Origin of the sequence: Clostridioides sp. ZZV14-6387 (genome assembly GCF_020657835.1) — a bacterium.
GTDB classification, from domain to species: Bacteria; Bacillota; Clostridia; order Peptostreptococcales; family Peptostreptococcaceae; genus Clostridioides; species Clostridioides difficile_A.
Genome location: NZ_JAGWCW010000029.1, coordinates 15,734 through 31,395 on the forward strand (window position 1 = coordinate 15,734; position 15,662 = coordinate 31,395).

Sequence of the window (15,662 nt, forward strand, 5' to 3'; positions counted from 1 at the left end):
AAAAAATAAAATAATAGGGTATTATAATACCCTATTATACTTAATTACTTTAAATTTTTTAATATTAATCTACTAATACGACTTTTTTTTCTAAAATAAGACACTTGCCAGGCTTAATTGGTTCATCCAGTTTTATATCATTAAGCTCTGCAATTTCATTTTCTGTTGTATTGTATTTTTTTGCGATATTCCAGAAAGTATCGCCCTCTTTACATATATATACAATTATACTAGGAGCTTTAGACAAGTCATATACACCTTGGTCTTCACCTTTGATTATAAAGTTTTCTGCCTTCTTGTCTAGTGCCTCAGTAAATCGCTTAATTTTTATAACTAAATCTATTTGATCTCTATTTAAATCAACTTCAATTTTATCAATACATGCTGTATTAAATACAGATGCTGTATCAGTTAAGTTATCCATCTCTATATCATGTTCAAATGGAATTTCTTCACTGATTTTATAAACTAATTTTAGACCCTCAACTGGAACAAATAAAATCTCAACTTTTATAATCCCTTGTATAATACTTTTATTTTCTTCAATATAACTATTTTCTATAGACATAGTTGGACAAACGCTTACAATATCTTTTATTTGTATATCATCATTATCATTTCTTATGCCTTCTCTAACCATAAATGTCTCTTCGCTATTTCTTAGAGTCTTGTTTAATTGAATAGGCTTATGATCAAATTTTATTATTTTTTGAGGAGAATATGCATCTTGCAATACCTCTCTTGTCACTTCATCTGTAACTTTTACTTTACAAGAAGCCATACAATCTATTTCTAGAAGACCTGTATTACTTTCACTATTTTGTTTGAAGATATGATTGAAGTCTGACATAGACAACAAGACTTCTTCAATCATGCCATCACTAACTCCAGGCACCTCTACAAATTGAGTAAACTCAATACCTACTCTATCTAACTCTACAAGTTCACCCTCATATGTACAAGCTAATGGATTTATTTCCAACACTCCACCAATGATAACCTTATTATCAGTCACTCTACTTTCTTTTACTCTAATAGATGGATTTAAACTTATTATAGACTGAATTTCTTCTGTATTTATAGTTATAGTATCTCTTATAGAACTTTCTGCTTTTTCTATTCCAACTATATCTTGGAAACAAATTTCTTTTCTATGTTTCTGTATCCCCTCTACTTGTGATACATCTTTTACTATATCTAATCTTTGCTTTTCAAATAAACTTCCTCTTATATTCATAAGAGCTCCTACTTTGATTTTTCTCTCATTCATTATAGTACAATCCATATGCTCTACTTCTGAGAATAACATGTATTCCATATCTTGAACAACATTATCTTTCTCTATAACTTCGTTTATATCTACTTTTCCATCTACATTAGAAATAGTATTTTTATCATCTGCAATATAAATTACATTATAATTAAAACTTCCTCTACAAAGTATCTTCCCATCTGCCATTTCAATTTTTTTAAGTGATATGTATCCTTCTGTCTTTACGATTTCATATACATCTAATTTTTTGTCTGGTACTACCGCCTCCACCTCAATAAATGTTTGAAATTTCCCGAAGTCTATTCTATTGTCAATCTTTATTACATCTTTAATTAATTCCATAGTTTACCTCCTTAAGTATTATAAAAGTATCACACTATATTTATATTTAAGGAGCAAAAAAAAAATTACACCTATTTTTAATAGGTATAATTTTAACTTATCTGTAATTTATCTTGATCTCTAAAAACTTGCAATTTTACATTAGATGTTAATAAATCTGAGTAACTATAAGATACCCTAGGATATCCATTACTTTCATCATCTAATTTTATAACGAACACGCTTGGATAAACTTTTTCTAGTATACCCTCTTTTGTAATAATCTGCTTTCTTCCTTTATTAGCTTTCAACAATATTTTCTTTCCTATATGTCTCTCTAAGCTTACTCTTATCTTATCTAGAGTTTGAACAGTAGCCACAATATCACCTTCTTTAACGTTTATATGTTTACATAATATCACATATAAACATTTTTGTCAAATGTTTAAACTAATTATTTTATATATTTTTTGCAAAAATGTCAATACTATTTTTGAAGATATACAGTATAATTATTCTATTTTTTTTTAATGTAATATTGTTTTTGGCATTGCCCATCTAAATTTGCCTCTTGTTTCAGAGCCACCAATCCCCTTAACACCTGTAATAGTCTGCTCTATAACCTCATCAATAGGCACTACTACATCGATTCTTGAACAAGCAATTTTCTCCACTACAAAAACTGGGTCTAAAGCATGTATCATTATTCTTCCAGGTGAACTTGCATAATTTGCTCCTGCACTTATTATTTTTTCATAATTTGATTGGCATGCTCCTGCAAATATAACAAGATTATCCAAATTTGGTTGCCATTTACGTGCTTCTTTTACTGTTTTCATAAAGTTCAGAGAGTTTCTATAGTTACTCATATCTTCTATATCGCCTCTTTTTATTGTCATTGCATCATGACCTGTTATTACTAGTATATCCGGATTATATTTTTCTAGCAGTGCTCTTACTTCTTTATATTGATTTTGTTCTGAAACTGCCACTCCTACAGCAGGTATTCCAAGTTGAGCATATACATCCAAACAAATTTTTAAATATTCTTTATCTCCATCTATCTGTAATACTTTTCCAGGCATTCCATATGTGTTAGGATTTAATTGAAGTTTTGGAACTGCTCTTGTCATTCTTTTCTGTCTTTCTTTAGCTTTTCTTACTGACTTATATAATAAATTTTCTACATTTTTATCTATTAATATATCTTTTATATCAGGTGCTTTTACTAATTCTAAATCATCAATATAAGCATCTGCTATTACTCTAAATGCAATTCCCTTTAGTATAGCTATTTTTTCATTATTTTCATCTACACCAAAAGAGACTATTTTAAATACTATATCTTTGTTATGTGACTTTCTAGCTACAATGTCTCCTACCTTCATAGTTAAACCTCCAATAAATTTTTATCTTAGTTTATACTATGTTCGATATAAAACTTTGTTTCCTAATGTCAAAAAAACATTTCTTATAATACTTCTTTTATCACTCTTAAAGCATTTTTATAGTATATCTTTTCTATATCATCTTCACTAAACCCTTCTTTTTTTAGAGGTTCATATAATTTACCCATCTGAGATATATCCTCAATCTCAACCTTTGAATCTATTCCATCAAAATCTGAGCCTAGAGCTACAACATCTATTCCTCCAACATTTACAATATGTTTTATATGTCTTACCATATCTTCAAGCTTACTTTCGCTTTTATCACTTAAAAATAAATGGAAAAAGTTTATACCTGTAACTCCACCTTTATTTGCCAATACTCTAATCATATCATCAGTTAGATTTCTAGAATGATTCATCATTGCTCTTGAATTAGAATGTGTAGCAATTATTGGTTTAGAAGAAATCTTAGCAATTTCATAAAATCCACCATCTGAAATATGCGAAACATCCACTAACATTCCCAATTCATTCATTTTATGTACTACTTCTCTTCCAAAATCAGTGAGACCTTTTTCTCTATACTCTACTTTATTATGAGGAAAACTTAATTCATTCACATGATTCCAACTTATTGTCATCATTCTAACCCCTAAATTGTAAAATTTCTTTAAATTCTCTATCTTACCTTCAAGTACTGCTCCCTCCTCAATAGATAAAAGTGCAGTAAGTTTTCCTTCTGATTGATTTTTCATAATCTCTTCATAATTAGTAGCTAAAGCTATTACATCACTATTTTTTTTCATTTCCTCATGAAATTTATTTGCCATGCTCATACAATAATCAAAAGGATGCTTTACTTCTTCGGTATCAACAAAAAGAGCAAATGTTTGAGCTAACGAATCCCCTTTTTTCAATCTGTCTATATCAACAGAATACTTGTTAGACTTAAGTTCACTTGTTTCTACATTTTCCATTAGCTTTGCTATAGTATCACAATGTAAATCAATAAATTTCATATTTATACCCCCTGTATATTTTATATTTATATCCAAAAATAGAAATAGTTGTCCTTATAGACAACTATTGACAACTATTTTTTAATATTCTTTTTTATATTACTTAATCTTATTCCTCTTTTAAGTTGGGTATTACTCTTTTAACTTCTTCAATTTGATGCCATGTTTTATCTATATCATTTTCACTAATATATTTTTTTAAATCAGTTAAAGATGTAAAATCTTTAACTGATAAATTGTCATCATCGTCTGCAAATCTTAAAATAAACATAAGACTACCTTACTTCCCACAACATTTCTTATATTTTTTACCACTTCCACATGGGCATGAATCATTTCTTCCTATTTTTGCTTCTTTAACTACTGTTTTAGATTTTTTGTACGCTTTTATTATTTCTTTTCTTTGTTCTGCTGGTAATATTTCTTCCCAACCTTGTAAATTATATAGCCAATGAGCTTCAACAGTCACCATATTGTTATATAATTTTTCCCAATCTATTTTTATAGAAACCTCTTTATCAGCTTCTACATCTTCTAGAACTATATCTTCTTTTAGACTTTCACTGATTCCATCTATGAATCCCATGAAAAATTCATTAGTAGTTCCAAATTTTTCAGCCAATTCACTTACTTTACCTTCAACAACATCCATTTTATTGTTTAATATTTCATTGTATATTCCAGCTTCAATTTTTAAATATTCTTCCCAGAATTTTACCTCTGCTTCTTGATTTTCATGATTATCGCTTAAATTTCTCCATTCAGTATATAAACTCATACTTTTTTCCTCCTAAGTAAATCTATATTTTTATAGTTTTTATAGTATAAAATCTTTTGGTTAGATTGTAAGTTTCTTCTTTTTGATTATACCATATTCTATTTAAAGTTAACTCTTATATTATATCATAATTAAACAATTCTTTTAATACTTTTATAGCATACTCTTGGTTTATAAAGTAAGGGCTTGTAGCAATTGTTATGACTTTAGCTTTTTTAATTAAGTTTTTTATCTTATCCAGTTTGAAATCAAACGGTATGTAATCCATATCACTTGAAAATATATCCAAATCTATATCGAGAACAAACTCTGGCTCTATATCTAAATCAAATCCATATAAACTATCTATTATTATTAATTCCGAGAATATTTTATGTTGCAATGCTGGTTTTATAAAGCTTCCTACATTTAAAACCTCATTTGTATACCTAAATACATCTTCTATATTGTTTATATCTACATCGTAGTTCTCAGGTTCTCTAGTATCCTTATGTTGGTCTACATGTACTAACTTGCATCCTCTTGTAAATTCATCATTCAGCATAGATTTTAACCAAAAATAAAATGCATGATTATGATTATCAAATACATATATTTTTTTATTTCCCAGGACATATTCGACCATATTCTCCAATCCTATTGCTTTTATTTCCTCATTTTCATCTACTTCATTAAAAACTACTTTATTACCCAACTTTACATCATCTAATGTGCCACTTATAAGTTTTGGTACATATATACTCTTATTATCTCTTTTATCATATGAGAATACATTATTTCCCATTGGCTTTTCTATATAAAATCCATTGTATTCATAATTTTGCATAAGACTTAATTTCCTCCATTTTTATAATCTGTAAAACTTAAAATGCACTTATTGCAAATCATATTATCTACTATAGAAGACATCTTATACAACTAAATATAACATCTTCCCTTAATATGTATTATACAATAAGTGCAAAATATTTTACATTCCTATAACAAAGCCATCAGCTTCAATTGGAAGATAACTAACTCTTGTATTCAATTCGACTTTTCCAAAAAATACTACCCAGTATGGCCTAAAAATACTTTCGATTTTAACTATTTCAATCTCTGGAATTCCTCCCATAAACCTATGAGTTAACCTCATAGCCATCTTATTTGCCTTTGCTCTTACTCTTCTTTCATCTTTATCACTATATTGTACAATATTACAATCTACGTTTTTAACCATTTCACACACTGGCAACTCTTGCACTATACTACCAGCACCAGTAGAACCATTCACCAAAATTTTCAATTCATTTATATTATTAGAATGCTTTTTCTTCATAAAAATAGATTTATTTTTATGAATTTTAAGCGTAACAATTTTAAACTCTATATAGTGAAGTCTAACTTCATGAGTATCCTTATTCTTTAATATCAATTTGCTAATTAAAGAGTTTTTTCCACTTTTAGCTATATCTATAGCTTTATCTTTTGTAATTTTTATAGGTAATGCTCTTATATCCATAAAATCATTCTCTTTCTTATTTTTTTCTTGTCATTTTTAGAACTCTATATATGTAATCAAAAAATATTATAACTACAACTGTCATAACTCCATATGGAATTATCTTGCCAACTATAATATCATTTCTAGTCACTATACCATAAAATATAAATCCTGTTATTAAAAAGTACAATAATACTAGAAAACCATCTATCCCAAGCCATTTTATTTCTAAATCTTTTTTTACCTTAGACACTAATTTAGACATAGCAGTTTCTCCTTTTATAGATTATTTTGTGTATTTAAATTCTTACCTATTCTATTTCCAATCATCCATGCAATAAATGAAAGAGGTATAGCCACTACAAGAGGCTCTAACTCAAAGCTTTGAACTGGGAATATTTTAAAGTAACCAAAAGTCACTCCTCCTACAATCATTCCTAAAATACCACCCATAGATGTTCTTCTTCCACTTCCAAGAAGTCCACCTACTATAGGTACAAATGCAGAGCCCATCCAAATACTTCCTACAAATATACATGCATCATATACATTTTCAAATCTAAACGCTACACTAAGTCCCATAACTGCTGCTAAACATACACCTATCCTAGTAAATTTTACTAATTGTTTCTGAGATAACTCCTTTTTAGTAATTCTTCCATATATATCATTGGCTAATGTAGCTCCTGCTGCTAGATAATAACTATCTAATGTTGATACTATAGAACCTAAAATTCCTATTATGAATATTACTCTTATTCCTTGTGGCAATGTCTCCAAAACTAAAGTTATATACCCAGCGGCTGGTGCCATCTCTGGATAAGTAGCTCTTACTATAAGACCTGTCATAGTTAAAACCATATCAAAACATATCCATAGTGAGAAACAAGTTAATAAGGCTCTTCTACCAACTTTAGGAGAGTCTGCTGCCGAAAATCTCTGATAAAAAGTTGGGTCTGAATAAGCTCCAAAAGAATATACAATTAGCATCAGTGCTTTCATCGCTGACATTCCTTTTGTAGGATGCATAAGCTGAGGCGCGTCTTTAAGTGCTTCTGTAAGCCCTTGGAAACCTCCTATTTGTTCAAATTGACCTGGCATAACCATAGTTAGACCAAATACCATGCAGAAAAATAATACCATATCTGTAATGGCAACTCCCATAAGTCCACCAAGTACTGTAAGTACAACGACTACAACTACCATTATTAGGCCTATCAATTCTTTATCTATTCCCCAAGCTACATTACCTATAGTTCCCATAGCTGTTATTTCTCCAAGTTGTGCACAATATATAAACATTAAGATTGCCCCAATTATAGCAACATGTTTCCCATAAAAACTTTCTAATAAATCAGGAACTGTTATATTGGTTCTTATGTGGATTCTTGGTCCAACCCATAATGCTAAAGGCATTCTTCCAATATGTGCAGCTATTGACCAAACTGCCCAAGCAGATATTCCATATATAGCCGCATACTCCACACTACCTACTGTACCAACTCCCCCATACCATGAGGCAACTAAAGTACCTACTATCAATGACCATGGTAAACTTCGATTTCCTAGGTAATAGCTCTCCATATCTTTTACATTTCTAGAAAAATAATAACCTATCCCTAATAATATAAATGCAAATATAACTATAATTCCATTTTCCCACAATGTTAACATATCTAATCTCCACGTTCTTATATTTTAATTTTCCTTCTTTAATATTTAAATATGAACAACTCTACCCATTTTCATAAAAAATAGGTAGAGTTATATAATAATTATAAGTATTTAATCAATCTTGTTATTAAGCAATCTTGTTATTCAAATTCTTATTTTCTTTTTTATTTATTTTATTTAGAGCATAAGTAGCAAATATACCTATAACTGCACACACTACAGATAAAATGAATATATAAGTATATCCTGTTTGTCCATATTTGTCTAACCAATTACCTGCTACAGTGTAATAAAATGCGTCTGGAGAAAATCCTATAAATGAAGCAAATCCAACTACAGCTCCTGTAGTTTCTAAAGATATATTAGATTCTGAAACAGATGCAAAGTATATACCTCTAAATCCAAATAAGATTACACTTAGTATTATCATATTTATTACAGCTATCCATATAAATCCCGCTCCTTTAGGAATTACCAAGTAAGCAGCTGTACTTACTGTCATTAGTATAAATCCTACAAACATTACTCTTATAGATGAACCAACTTTATCTGTTATGACACCAGCAATAGGAGATGCTCCCATTTTTATAACATAAGTTCTAATTATTGATAGAGCTGAAACTAGAGTCATTGGCATTACATAAACTTCTGATAAATATGGGCTTAAATAAGTTAAACTTGAGAATACTAGATAAGTTGAAAATATTATAAGACCAATTAACCAAGCTTTTGGCATTGTAACTACTTTTAATAATGACTTAATGCTTAGACCTTCATCTGATGCTCCAGTATCTTTTTTCTCTTCTACTAAGAAGAATAAAAGTATACCACATATTATAGATGCTGCAGAATATAACCATACTACATATTTGAATCCTATTGTTATTTCAGCAAATTTACCAAAGAAGTAAAGACCTATAAAAGAAATTAATGTACCTGATACACCTGATAATCCTTCATAAAAACCAAATATTCTACCTTGCTCTGATTCACTTCCTTGCATTCTAACAATTTTAACAGATGCTGAGAAGAAAGTTAATATTGTTGTGAATCCCCATAATACAAATATTAAAAGTATCATACTATATGATGGGAATGTTGAAAAATAAAACCCTAATAACCCTGAAGTGATTAAAGAAAAAGTTATCAGCTTTCTAACTGAGAATCTATCCGCAAACCATCCTCCTATAAAATAAGATACCATTCCTACTAATCCGTATAAACTCAATAAGTTCCCTATTTGTGTATGACTCAATGCTAAAGCTTGTTGCATTGGGTCATAAAATGATGATTTCATATATGGTAAACTATACATAGCTGTTGTTCCAAATGCCAATATGAATATTATTAGAAATCTTTTAACATTACTTTTGTTCTCCATTGATTTTCTCTCCTTAAAATTTTTTATTTATAAATTTATGCATGTAATTTTATTTTAATTTTTCGATTGCTTGTTTAAAATCATTTATTATGTCATTTGAAGATTCTAATCCTACAGCTATTCTTATTAGATTCTCTCCATTCATTTGAACTAATGTATGCTCTTCTCCTAAACTTGTTGCTATTGTTGCAAGTTCTAAAGAGTTCATTAATCTTCTACTAGCTTGGTCTCTTGTCAAACCATTGATACCATCTTTTAGTTTAAATGAGACTACTCCTCCACCTAAACCGTTCATCTGAGTTTTACAAAGTTCATATTGAGGATGAGATTTTAGTGCTGGATATTTTACTAATTCTACACTTTCTTCCTGCTCTAAAAACTCTGCTACTGCTAATCCATTTTCACAGTGCTTTTTCATTCTCATATCTAACGTTTTCATACCTCTTAGAATCATCCATGCACTCATTGGTGGTAAAGATGCTCCTGTAAAACAACATAAACTTGGCCATCTAACTAAATCTATTAATTCTTTTGAACCTGCTACTGATCCTCCTAAAGTATCTCCATGTCCATTTATAAATTTAGTAAGACTATGTATTACTAAGTCTGCACCTAGATCTATTGGTCTTTGTATAATTGGTGTACCAAAAGTACTGTCAACTATAGCTAAACTCTTATTTTCATGAGCAATTTCTGCTATTGCTTTTATATCTACTAAATCTAAAGATGGATTTAAAGGACTTTCTATATAAACTATCTTAGTGTTTGGTTTCATTGCATCTTTTATATTTTGTGGATTTACTGCATCTACAAATGTAACTTCCACTCCAAATTTAGATAATAATTCAGACATAAATAATTTAGTGTGTGAAAATATACCATCTGAACTAACTATATGGTCTCCACTTTTTACTAATGCTAAGATAGTAGATGTTATTGCTCCCATGCCTGATGTACTAGATATAGCACTTTCTGCATTTTCAAGCATAGCTAATTTAGTCTCTAACTCTGTAAGTGTAGGATTACATTCTCTCGTATATACATATCCCCATGTCATGCATAACTCTTCAAAATGCTCTACTGTTTTTGCTGCAAATGTTGCTGTTTGACATATTGGTGTAGCTAATGCCCCTGTCGTTGGGTCTGCACTATGTCCCCAATGTATTATTTTTGTCTCCAAATCTTGATTAATATTATTGCTCATTTTAATTCCCTCCTGGTTTGACTTATTTATACAACGTTTTCCCTGCCAAATTTCACCAATTTGACTTAATCTTAATACAAATTTTTTAAGTATACTTTTATATTTGTTATAATTTCTAAAAATCTGACATTTATTTTGTCTTTTTACAGTTCTAATTATAAACTCTATAGTAACTATAGAGTCAATATGTTTTTGATATTTTTTTTACAATGTTTAAAATATTTAGCACAAAAATAGGTATACCTTAGAATAACTAATGTTACTCTAAGATATACCTATTTTTATATTGTGCCTTAGATAATTACATAAATCATTAATTTTTTATGTAACACATAAATTTTTAAAGAGTTATTACCTCTTTATAGATATACTACAGTTAAATATTTTAATATTACTTAATATTTTTAATCAGTCATACCCTGACAATAAAATTATATAATATAAAAAAATAACTTACAAAAACTTTAAGAATCTTTTATGCATTATAGCTGAAAATAAGATTAGTTAGAAGTATAAATATCTTTAGTTTATTTATACCTCTAATTTTTCATAAATTACACCTCTATTATATTGATTTCTTTGCACGAATAAGTGTACTTTTAGAGATGCCAGTCATCTTCACAACCTCTCTATATGGCTTAGAGTTTAATAAACCTAATGCATATTGTATCTGTTGATTACTGTATTTCTTTGGTCTACCATCTTTAAAATCCTTTTTCTTTCTAGCAAATTCTTTACCTAATTGAGTACGCTCTATTATCATATTTCTTTCAAGCTCTGCAACTGCAAGCAATGTAGTTAGAAAGAATTTTCCCATTGAAGTATTTTCTAAGAGTCCTATGTTTAAAATGTGAACACTCACTTCTTTAGCAAACAATCCCTCTATTAATTGTATTCCTTCTGATGTACTCCTAGCTAGTCTATCTAATTTAGTTGCAACAAGTAAATCGCCCTTTTTTAAAGATGATATAACTTTTTCAAACTTAGGTCTATTTGTAGTAGTACCTGTATAAGTTTCTTTTATTATCTTAGCATCATTATATTTACTCAATATTTCCTGTTGTTGCTGATACAGACTATTGTTATCTGTTTGATTTTTTGTGCTTACACGACAATATCCATATATAATAATAATCACTTCCTAACATAAAGATTTAGTACAGAAGTTGCCTAGAGGCTTGTATCTAATCATCTTTATCCATTTTACTAAAATGGTTTTTTGGTGTCAATACTGTTAACTTTTGACACCATAATAATTCCTTTATAATTTGTTTGACTCTGTCAAAATTTACCAATATAATGAAATTAATGAGTTTATACAAATTGGAGGAAATAATATGAATAGTCTGTTAAAAGAAGCAATAGATGAATTAAAAAACATCAATTGTGGAGAAGTTTTTTTATTAAAAGAATTGTTCAAAGGCTATGAATGGAACAGGTTGGAGATGAATATCAGATTAAAATTAGGAAAGCTCTTTTTATATGAAGTGGTAAGTAATCCCAATTTGGATGTAGAGGTCATCAATAAAAACTCTGCTTATCAGCAAATGTATAAAAAAAAATAGTGACTTAAATGTATATAATAATATAAACCTCTTGTGGATTCAAAAGTTAAAACTTTTAATACAAAACAATCGTGATATTTTAAATATTTATCAATATGTCTAAATTTATATAATTAACACATATAAATAGTACAGTTTAAATCACATTATTTAAGATAGATAAATCTTAACCCTACTCCAGTATAAATACTAAAATAGGGCTCAGAATTATCTATATTTTTATACTATAAAATGTTTCGATTTTCCTCTTGATTGAACATATATATCTGGAGAAATACAATAGAAACGTGAGTTTATAAAATTGCCGAAATCAGAAAATTTCATCTCAAACTTAGGTATCCCGAAGCTTTCAGGTGCTATTTCATCGACTCCAAAATAGATAACGATTCCATCATCTGTAAGATAAAAAGCTTGGTCTTCAGGTATAACCAATTCTACATTAGAATAATACATATTTCTATTTTCATTTATTTGAGACTTTATATAGTCAGTTATTATATTTATATAATCAGTCCCATCTCTAAAAATATCACCAATTAAAAGTTCTTTTCCAGTTGTCAAATCTATGTTGTAATTATTCAATGTATTATATTTAGGTCCAGCATTATTAGCAAATCCCATAAGGCTTAATATCATACTTAGTACATAATTTTTATTAAAAGTAACTGCATAACTAGTTGATACCCAGTAACTTTGTTTTGGAAGTGAATTTTGAGAAGCTGCATTATTATACTCTTGTTCTTCTTCCTTTAAGCCATTTTTAAAATTGTTTACAGTCATTCTTACAGCGTTGTTTATATTATTTAAAATAGCTGGATTTACGAAAGTAGATTGATTTCTGATATTGTATATAATCGGATACTTTACATCATAAGAAAAATACTTACTTCTTTCAAAGTCTTCATTAAATTGCACATATAATATATTATATGTACAAGTATTTGTAGATTGATTATTTTCCATTAAAATCCTCCCCCTTTTATTAAAAAAATCAGATACAATATAATATGCTTAAAACAGTAATAATGTTAATAGTAAATGTAAAGAATAGAAAGTATCTAAAACAGCAAAAAATGACTAATTTTGTGGTATAATACATAGGATTGAGAGTTATTTTATAGGAGGAAAGATATGTTATTATTAGCAGATAAATGGAAAGATTATGAACTTATAGATATGGGAAATGGAGAAAAATTAGAACGTTGGGGTAATTATGTACTTAGAAGGCCAGACCCACAAGTTGTATGGCCAATGGAATCTGAATGGGCATTATGGAAAAACCCTCATGGACATTATCATAGAAGTAATAAAGGTGGGGGGCAATGGGAACACAAAAAAAGATACCCTGAACAATGGACTATAAATTATAAAAATTTAAAGTTTCACATTAAACCAACTGGATTTAAACATACTGGATTATTTCCAGAACAAGCAGCCAATTGGGATTGGATGATAGACAAAATAAAGAAAGCTGACAGACCTATAAAAGTATTAAATCTATTTGCATATACAGGTGGGGCTACAGTAGCTTGTGCATCTGCTGGTGCAGAAGTATGCCATGTTGACGCAGCAAAAGGTATGGTTAATTGGGCAAAAGAAAACATAGAGTTATCTGGTCTTAAAAATCAAACAGTAAGATTTATAGTGGATGATGTTGTAAAGTTTGTTGAAAGAGAAATAAGAAGAGGGAAAAAATATGATGCGATAATAATGGACCCACCTTCTTATGGAAGAGGTCCTAAAGGAGAAGTATGGCAAATAGAAGAAAAATTATATAGTTTTGTAGACTTATGTATGGGAGTTTTATCAGATGACCCATTATTTTTCTTGATTAATTCTTATACAACAGGCTTTTCTTCAATAGTTCTTGAAAATGTACTATCTACAACAATAGGCAAAAAAGCAAATGCAGGAGATATATATGGTGGAGAATTAGGAATACCAGCTTCTAGAGATGGTAAGATACTTCCTTGTGGTATATTTGGAAGATGGGAGAAAAAGTAATGATAAGAGTCATATATGAAGATAACCATTTACTCGTTGTAGAAAAACCAGTTAATATATTATCTCAAGGAGATGATACTAATGATAAAGATATGGTAAATCTTTTAAAAGACTATGTAAAAAAAAAGTATAACAAACCTGGAAATGTATATATTGGTTTAATACATAGATTAGATAGACCAGTAGGTGGAGTTATGGTTTTTGCAAAGACATCAAAAGCAGCATCAAGATTGTCTGAACAAGTAAGAAATAAGACCTTTAATAAAACTTATCTCGCTATTATACATGGCAATATGAAATCTGGTAAAGATACATTAAAAGATTTTTTATATAAGAATAAAAAGACTAATATGGTAACTGTAGTGAAAAAAAATCATAAAGATGCCAAAGAAGCTGAACTTGACTATAAGATATTAAACTTTAAAGAAAACCTAAGCTTGGTTCAAGTAAACTTGAAAACTGGTCGTTCTCATCAAATAAGAGTTCAATTTTCAAGCAGAAAACATCCATTATATGGAGACCAAAGGTATGGTAAAGAAATAAATAAAGTTGGACAACAAATAGCTCTTTGGTCTAATAAAATAGAACTCTACCATCCTACTACAAAAGAAAAAATGGAATTTACATGTAATACACCTGATAAATATCCATGGAATATATTTTAAATCTCAAATGAGGTGATTGTATGAGTAAAAAGTTTTCAATAGGAGAGATGTCAAAGCTTCATAAAATAAGTATACAGACACTAAGATACTATGACCAAATAGACTTATTTAAACCTGTTCATGTTGATCAAGAAAGCAATTACAGATATTACTCAATTGACCAATTTTCACAATTAGATATTATAAAATACTTAAAATATCTAGGTATGCCTTTAAAGGAAATTAAATCAAAACTTGATGAAAATAATGAAGAAATTCTAAAACTGCTAACTAATAAAATTAATATAGTGGACGAGAAAATTAAAGAATTAGAACTTATAAAAAAAGTGCTAAGTACTAAGAAAGAAACAATGGAAAAAGGTATGAAAGTAGATGATGTTAATAAAATAGTTAGAAAACATATTCCAAGAAGAAGTATATTATCTATAGAATATGAAGAAGGGTTAAGTAGTGAAGAAACTATGGAACTTTCAAGAAGACAAATAGCGAATATATTAGAAGATAATATATCTGTATTTTATGGTGGCGTAAGTGGGCTTGTATCTATAGATAAATTTTTAAAGGAAGATAAAGTCATTTATGACAATAGCTTTGTTACAGTTGAAAGAGATTTATTTGATACAAAATCGCAAAAATATATAACAGAAATTTCAGCTGGCGATTTCATCTGTATGACCTATAAGGGACCTTACAAAGAAAATTATACTGCTTTTAAAAAATTAGTTGATTATGTTGAGTATAAAAGAATACCTATTGAAAATTATATATATGAAATACCTATAATAGACCCTTTATCTACAAACAATGAAGAAGAACTTCTAACTGAAATTCAGATACAAGTTAAAAAGAGAGAAATTGACTTAAGATGTTTAGTTTAATTGACTTTTCTCAGTAAATTTTTTAA

At 28.7% G+C, this 15,662-nt stretch carries 18 protein-coding genes; 4 read left to right on the top strand and 14 right to left on the bottom strand.

Features of this window, described 5'->3' with window-relative positions; genetic code table 11:
* Window positions 1-64: 64 nt before the first annotated feature.
* The 13 genes from KGF38_RS15995 to KGF38_RS16055 all read right to left on the bottom strand — a co-directional run bounded on the left by KGF38_RS15995 (window position 65) and on the right by KGF38_RS16055 (window position 11,659).
* Window positions 65-1,615 (bottom strand): DUF3794 and LysM peptidoglycan-binding domain-containing protein, encoded by a 1,551-nt coding sequence (locus KGF38_RS15995; protein ID WP_074178779.1) that lies wholly within the window; start codon window positions 1,613-1,615, stop codon window positions 65-67.
* A gap of 92 nt (window positions 1,616-1,707) precedes the next feature.
* Window positions 1,708-1,974 (bottom strand): Veg family protein, encoded by a 267-nt coding sequence (locus KGF38_RS16000; RefSeq protein ID WP_009892135.1) that lies wholly within the window; start codon window positions 1,972-1,974, stop codon window positions 1,708-1,710.
* Between the two features lie 147 nt (window positions 1,975-2,121).
* Window positions 2,122-2,982, bottom strand: a complete 861-nt coding sequence (yabG, locus tag KGF38_RS16005) for a sporulation peptidase YabG (RefSeq protein WP_021386497.1) — start codon at window positions 2,980-2,982, stop codon at window positions 2,122-2,124.
* Between the two features lie 83 nt (window positions 2,983-3,065).
* Window positions 3,066-4,004 (bottom strand): dipeptidase, encoded by a 939-nt coding sequence (locus KGF38_RS16010; protein ID WP_054277782.1) that lies wholly within the window; start codon window positions 4,002-4,004, stop codon window positions 3,066-3,068.
* A 109-nt stretch (window positions 4,005-4,113) separates the two neighbouring features.
* Window positions 4,114-4,275 (bottom strand): hypothetical protein, encoded by a 162-nt coding sequence (locus tag KGF38_RS16015; protein ID WP_054272001.1) that lies wholly within the window; start codon window positions 4,273-4,275, stop codon window positions 4,114-4,116.
* A 9-nt stretch (window positions 4,276-4,284) separates the two neighbouring features.
* Window positions 4,285-4,782, bottom strand: coding sequence for an SEC-C metal-binding domain-containing protein (locus KGF38_RS16020; protein WP_054272002.1), 498 nt, complete (start codon window positions 4,780-4,782; stop codon window positions 4,285-4,287).
* Between the two features lie 115 nt (window positions 4,783-4,897).
* Window positions 4,898-5,608 (bottom strand): UPF0489 family protein, encoded by a 711-nt coding sequence (locus KGF38_RS16025; RefSeq protein WP_074178778.1) that lies wholly within the window; start codon window positions 5,606-5,608, stop codon window positions 4,898-4,900.
* A 144-nt stretch (window positions 5,609-5,752) separates the two neighbouring features.
* Window positions 5,753-6,283: a hypothetical protein gene (locus KGF38_RS16030; protein ID WP_054272004.1), complete on the bottom strand. Its 531-nt coding sequence runs from the start codon at window positions 6,281-6,283 to the stop codon at window positions 5,753-5,755.
* Between the two features lie 16 nt (window positions 6,284-6,299).
* Window positions 6,300-6,530 (bottom strand): hypothetical protein, encoded by a 231-nt coding sequence (locus KGF38_RS16035; protein ID WP_074178777.1) that lies wholly within the window; start codon window positions 6,528-6,530, stop codon window positions 6,300-6,302.
* Window positions 6,531-6,544: 14 nt separating this feature from the next.
* Window positions 6,545-7,939 carry a sodium:solute symporter family protein gene (locus tag KGF38_RS16040; protein ID WP_054277784.1) on the bottom strand — a complete coding sequence of 465 codons (1,395 nt, stop codon included), beginning with the start codon at window positions 7,937-7,939 and terminating at the stop codon, window positions 6,545-6,547.
* A 127-nt stretch (window positions 7,940-8,066) separates the two neighbouring features.
* Window positions 8,067-9,320: an MFS transporter gene (locus KGF38_RS16045; protein ID WP_054272007.1), complete on the bottom strand. Its 1,254-nt coding sequence runs from the start codon at window positions 9,318-9,320 to the stop codon at window positions 8,067-8,069.
* Window positions 9,321-9,369: 49 nt separating this feature from the next.
* Window positions 9,370-10,524: a trans-sulfuration enzyme family protein gene (locus KGF38_RS16050; protein WP_054277785.1), complete on the bottom strand. Its 1,155-nt coding sequence runs from the start codon at window positions 10,522-10,524 to the stop codon at window positions 9,370-9,372.
* A 565-nt stretch (window positions 10,525-11,089) separates the two neighbouring features.
* The gene (locus KGF38_RS16055) at window positions 11,090-11,659 is read right to left on the bottom strand and encodes a recombinase family protein (RefSeq protein ID WP_074178786.1); all 570 of its coding nucleotides are present in this window, start codon (window positions 11,657-11,659) and stop codon (window positions 11,090-11,092) included.
* A gap of 202 nt (window positions 11,660-11,861) precedes the next feature.
* Between KGF38_RS16055 and KGF38_RS16060 the strand changes: the two genes are divergently transcribed.
* Window positions 11,862-12,089, top strand: a complete 228-nt coding sequence (locus KGF38_RS16060; protein WP_054272009.1) for a single-stranded DNA-binding protein — start codon at window positions 11,862-11,864, stop codon at window positions 12,087-12,089.
* A 219-nt stretch (window positions 12,090-12,308) separates the two neighbouring features.
* On the opposite strand, the gene KGF38_RS16065 is transcribed toward KGF38_RS16060, so the two are convergent.
* Window positions 12,309-13,052 (bottom strand): DUF3298 and DUF4163 domain-containing protein, encoded by a 744-nt coding sequence (locus KGF38_RS16065; protein WP_074178776.1) that lies wholly within the window; start codon window positions 13,050-13,052, stop codon window positions 12,309-12,311.
* Between the two features lie 168 nt (window positions 13,053-13,220).
* On the opposite strand from KGF38_RS16065, the gene KGF38_RS16070 reads away from it, so the two are divergent.
* The 3 genes from KGF38_RS16070 to KGF38_RS16080 are packed head-to-tail and all read left to right on the top strand — an operon-like array spanning window position 13,221 to window position 15,636.
* Window positions 13,221-14,093 (top strand): class I SAM-dependent methyltransferase, encoded by an 873-nt coding sequence (locus KGF38_RS16070; protein ID WP_054272011.1) that lies wholly within the window; start codon window positions 13,221-13,223, stop codon window positions 14,091-14,093.
* Window positions 14,093-14,758, top strand: a complete 666-nt coding sequence (locus KGF38_RS16075; protein WP_074178775.1) for an RluA family pseudouridine synthase — start codon at window positions 14,093-14,095, stop codon at window positions 14,756-14,758. The genes KGF38_RS16070 and KGF38_RS16075 overlap by 1 nt, the downstream gene beginning before the upstream one ends.
* 20 nt (window positions 14,759-14,778) lie before the next feature.
* Window positions 14,779-15,636, top strand: a complete 858-nt coding sequence (locus KGF38_RS16080) for a MerR family transcriptional regulator (protein ID WP_054272013.1) — start codon at window positions 14,779-14,781, stop codon at window positions 15,634-15,636.
* The last annotated feature ends 26 nt before the right edge of the window (window positions 15,637-15,662 follow it).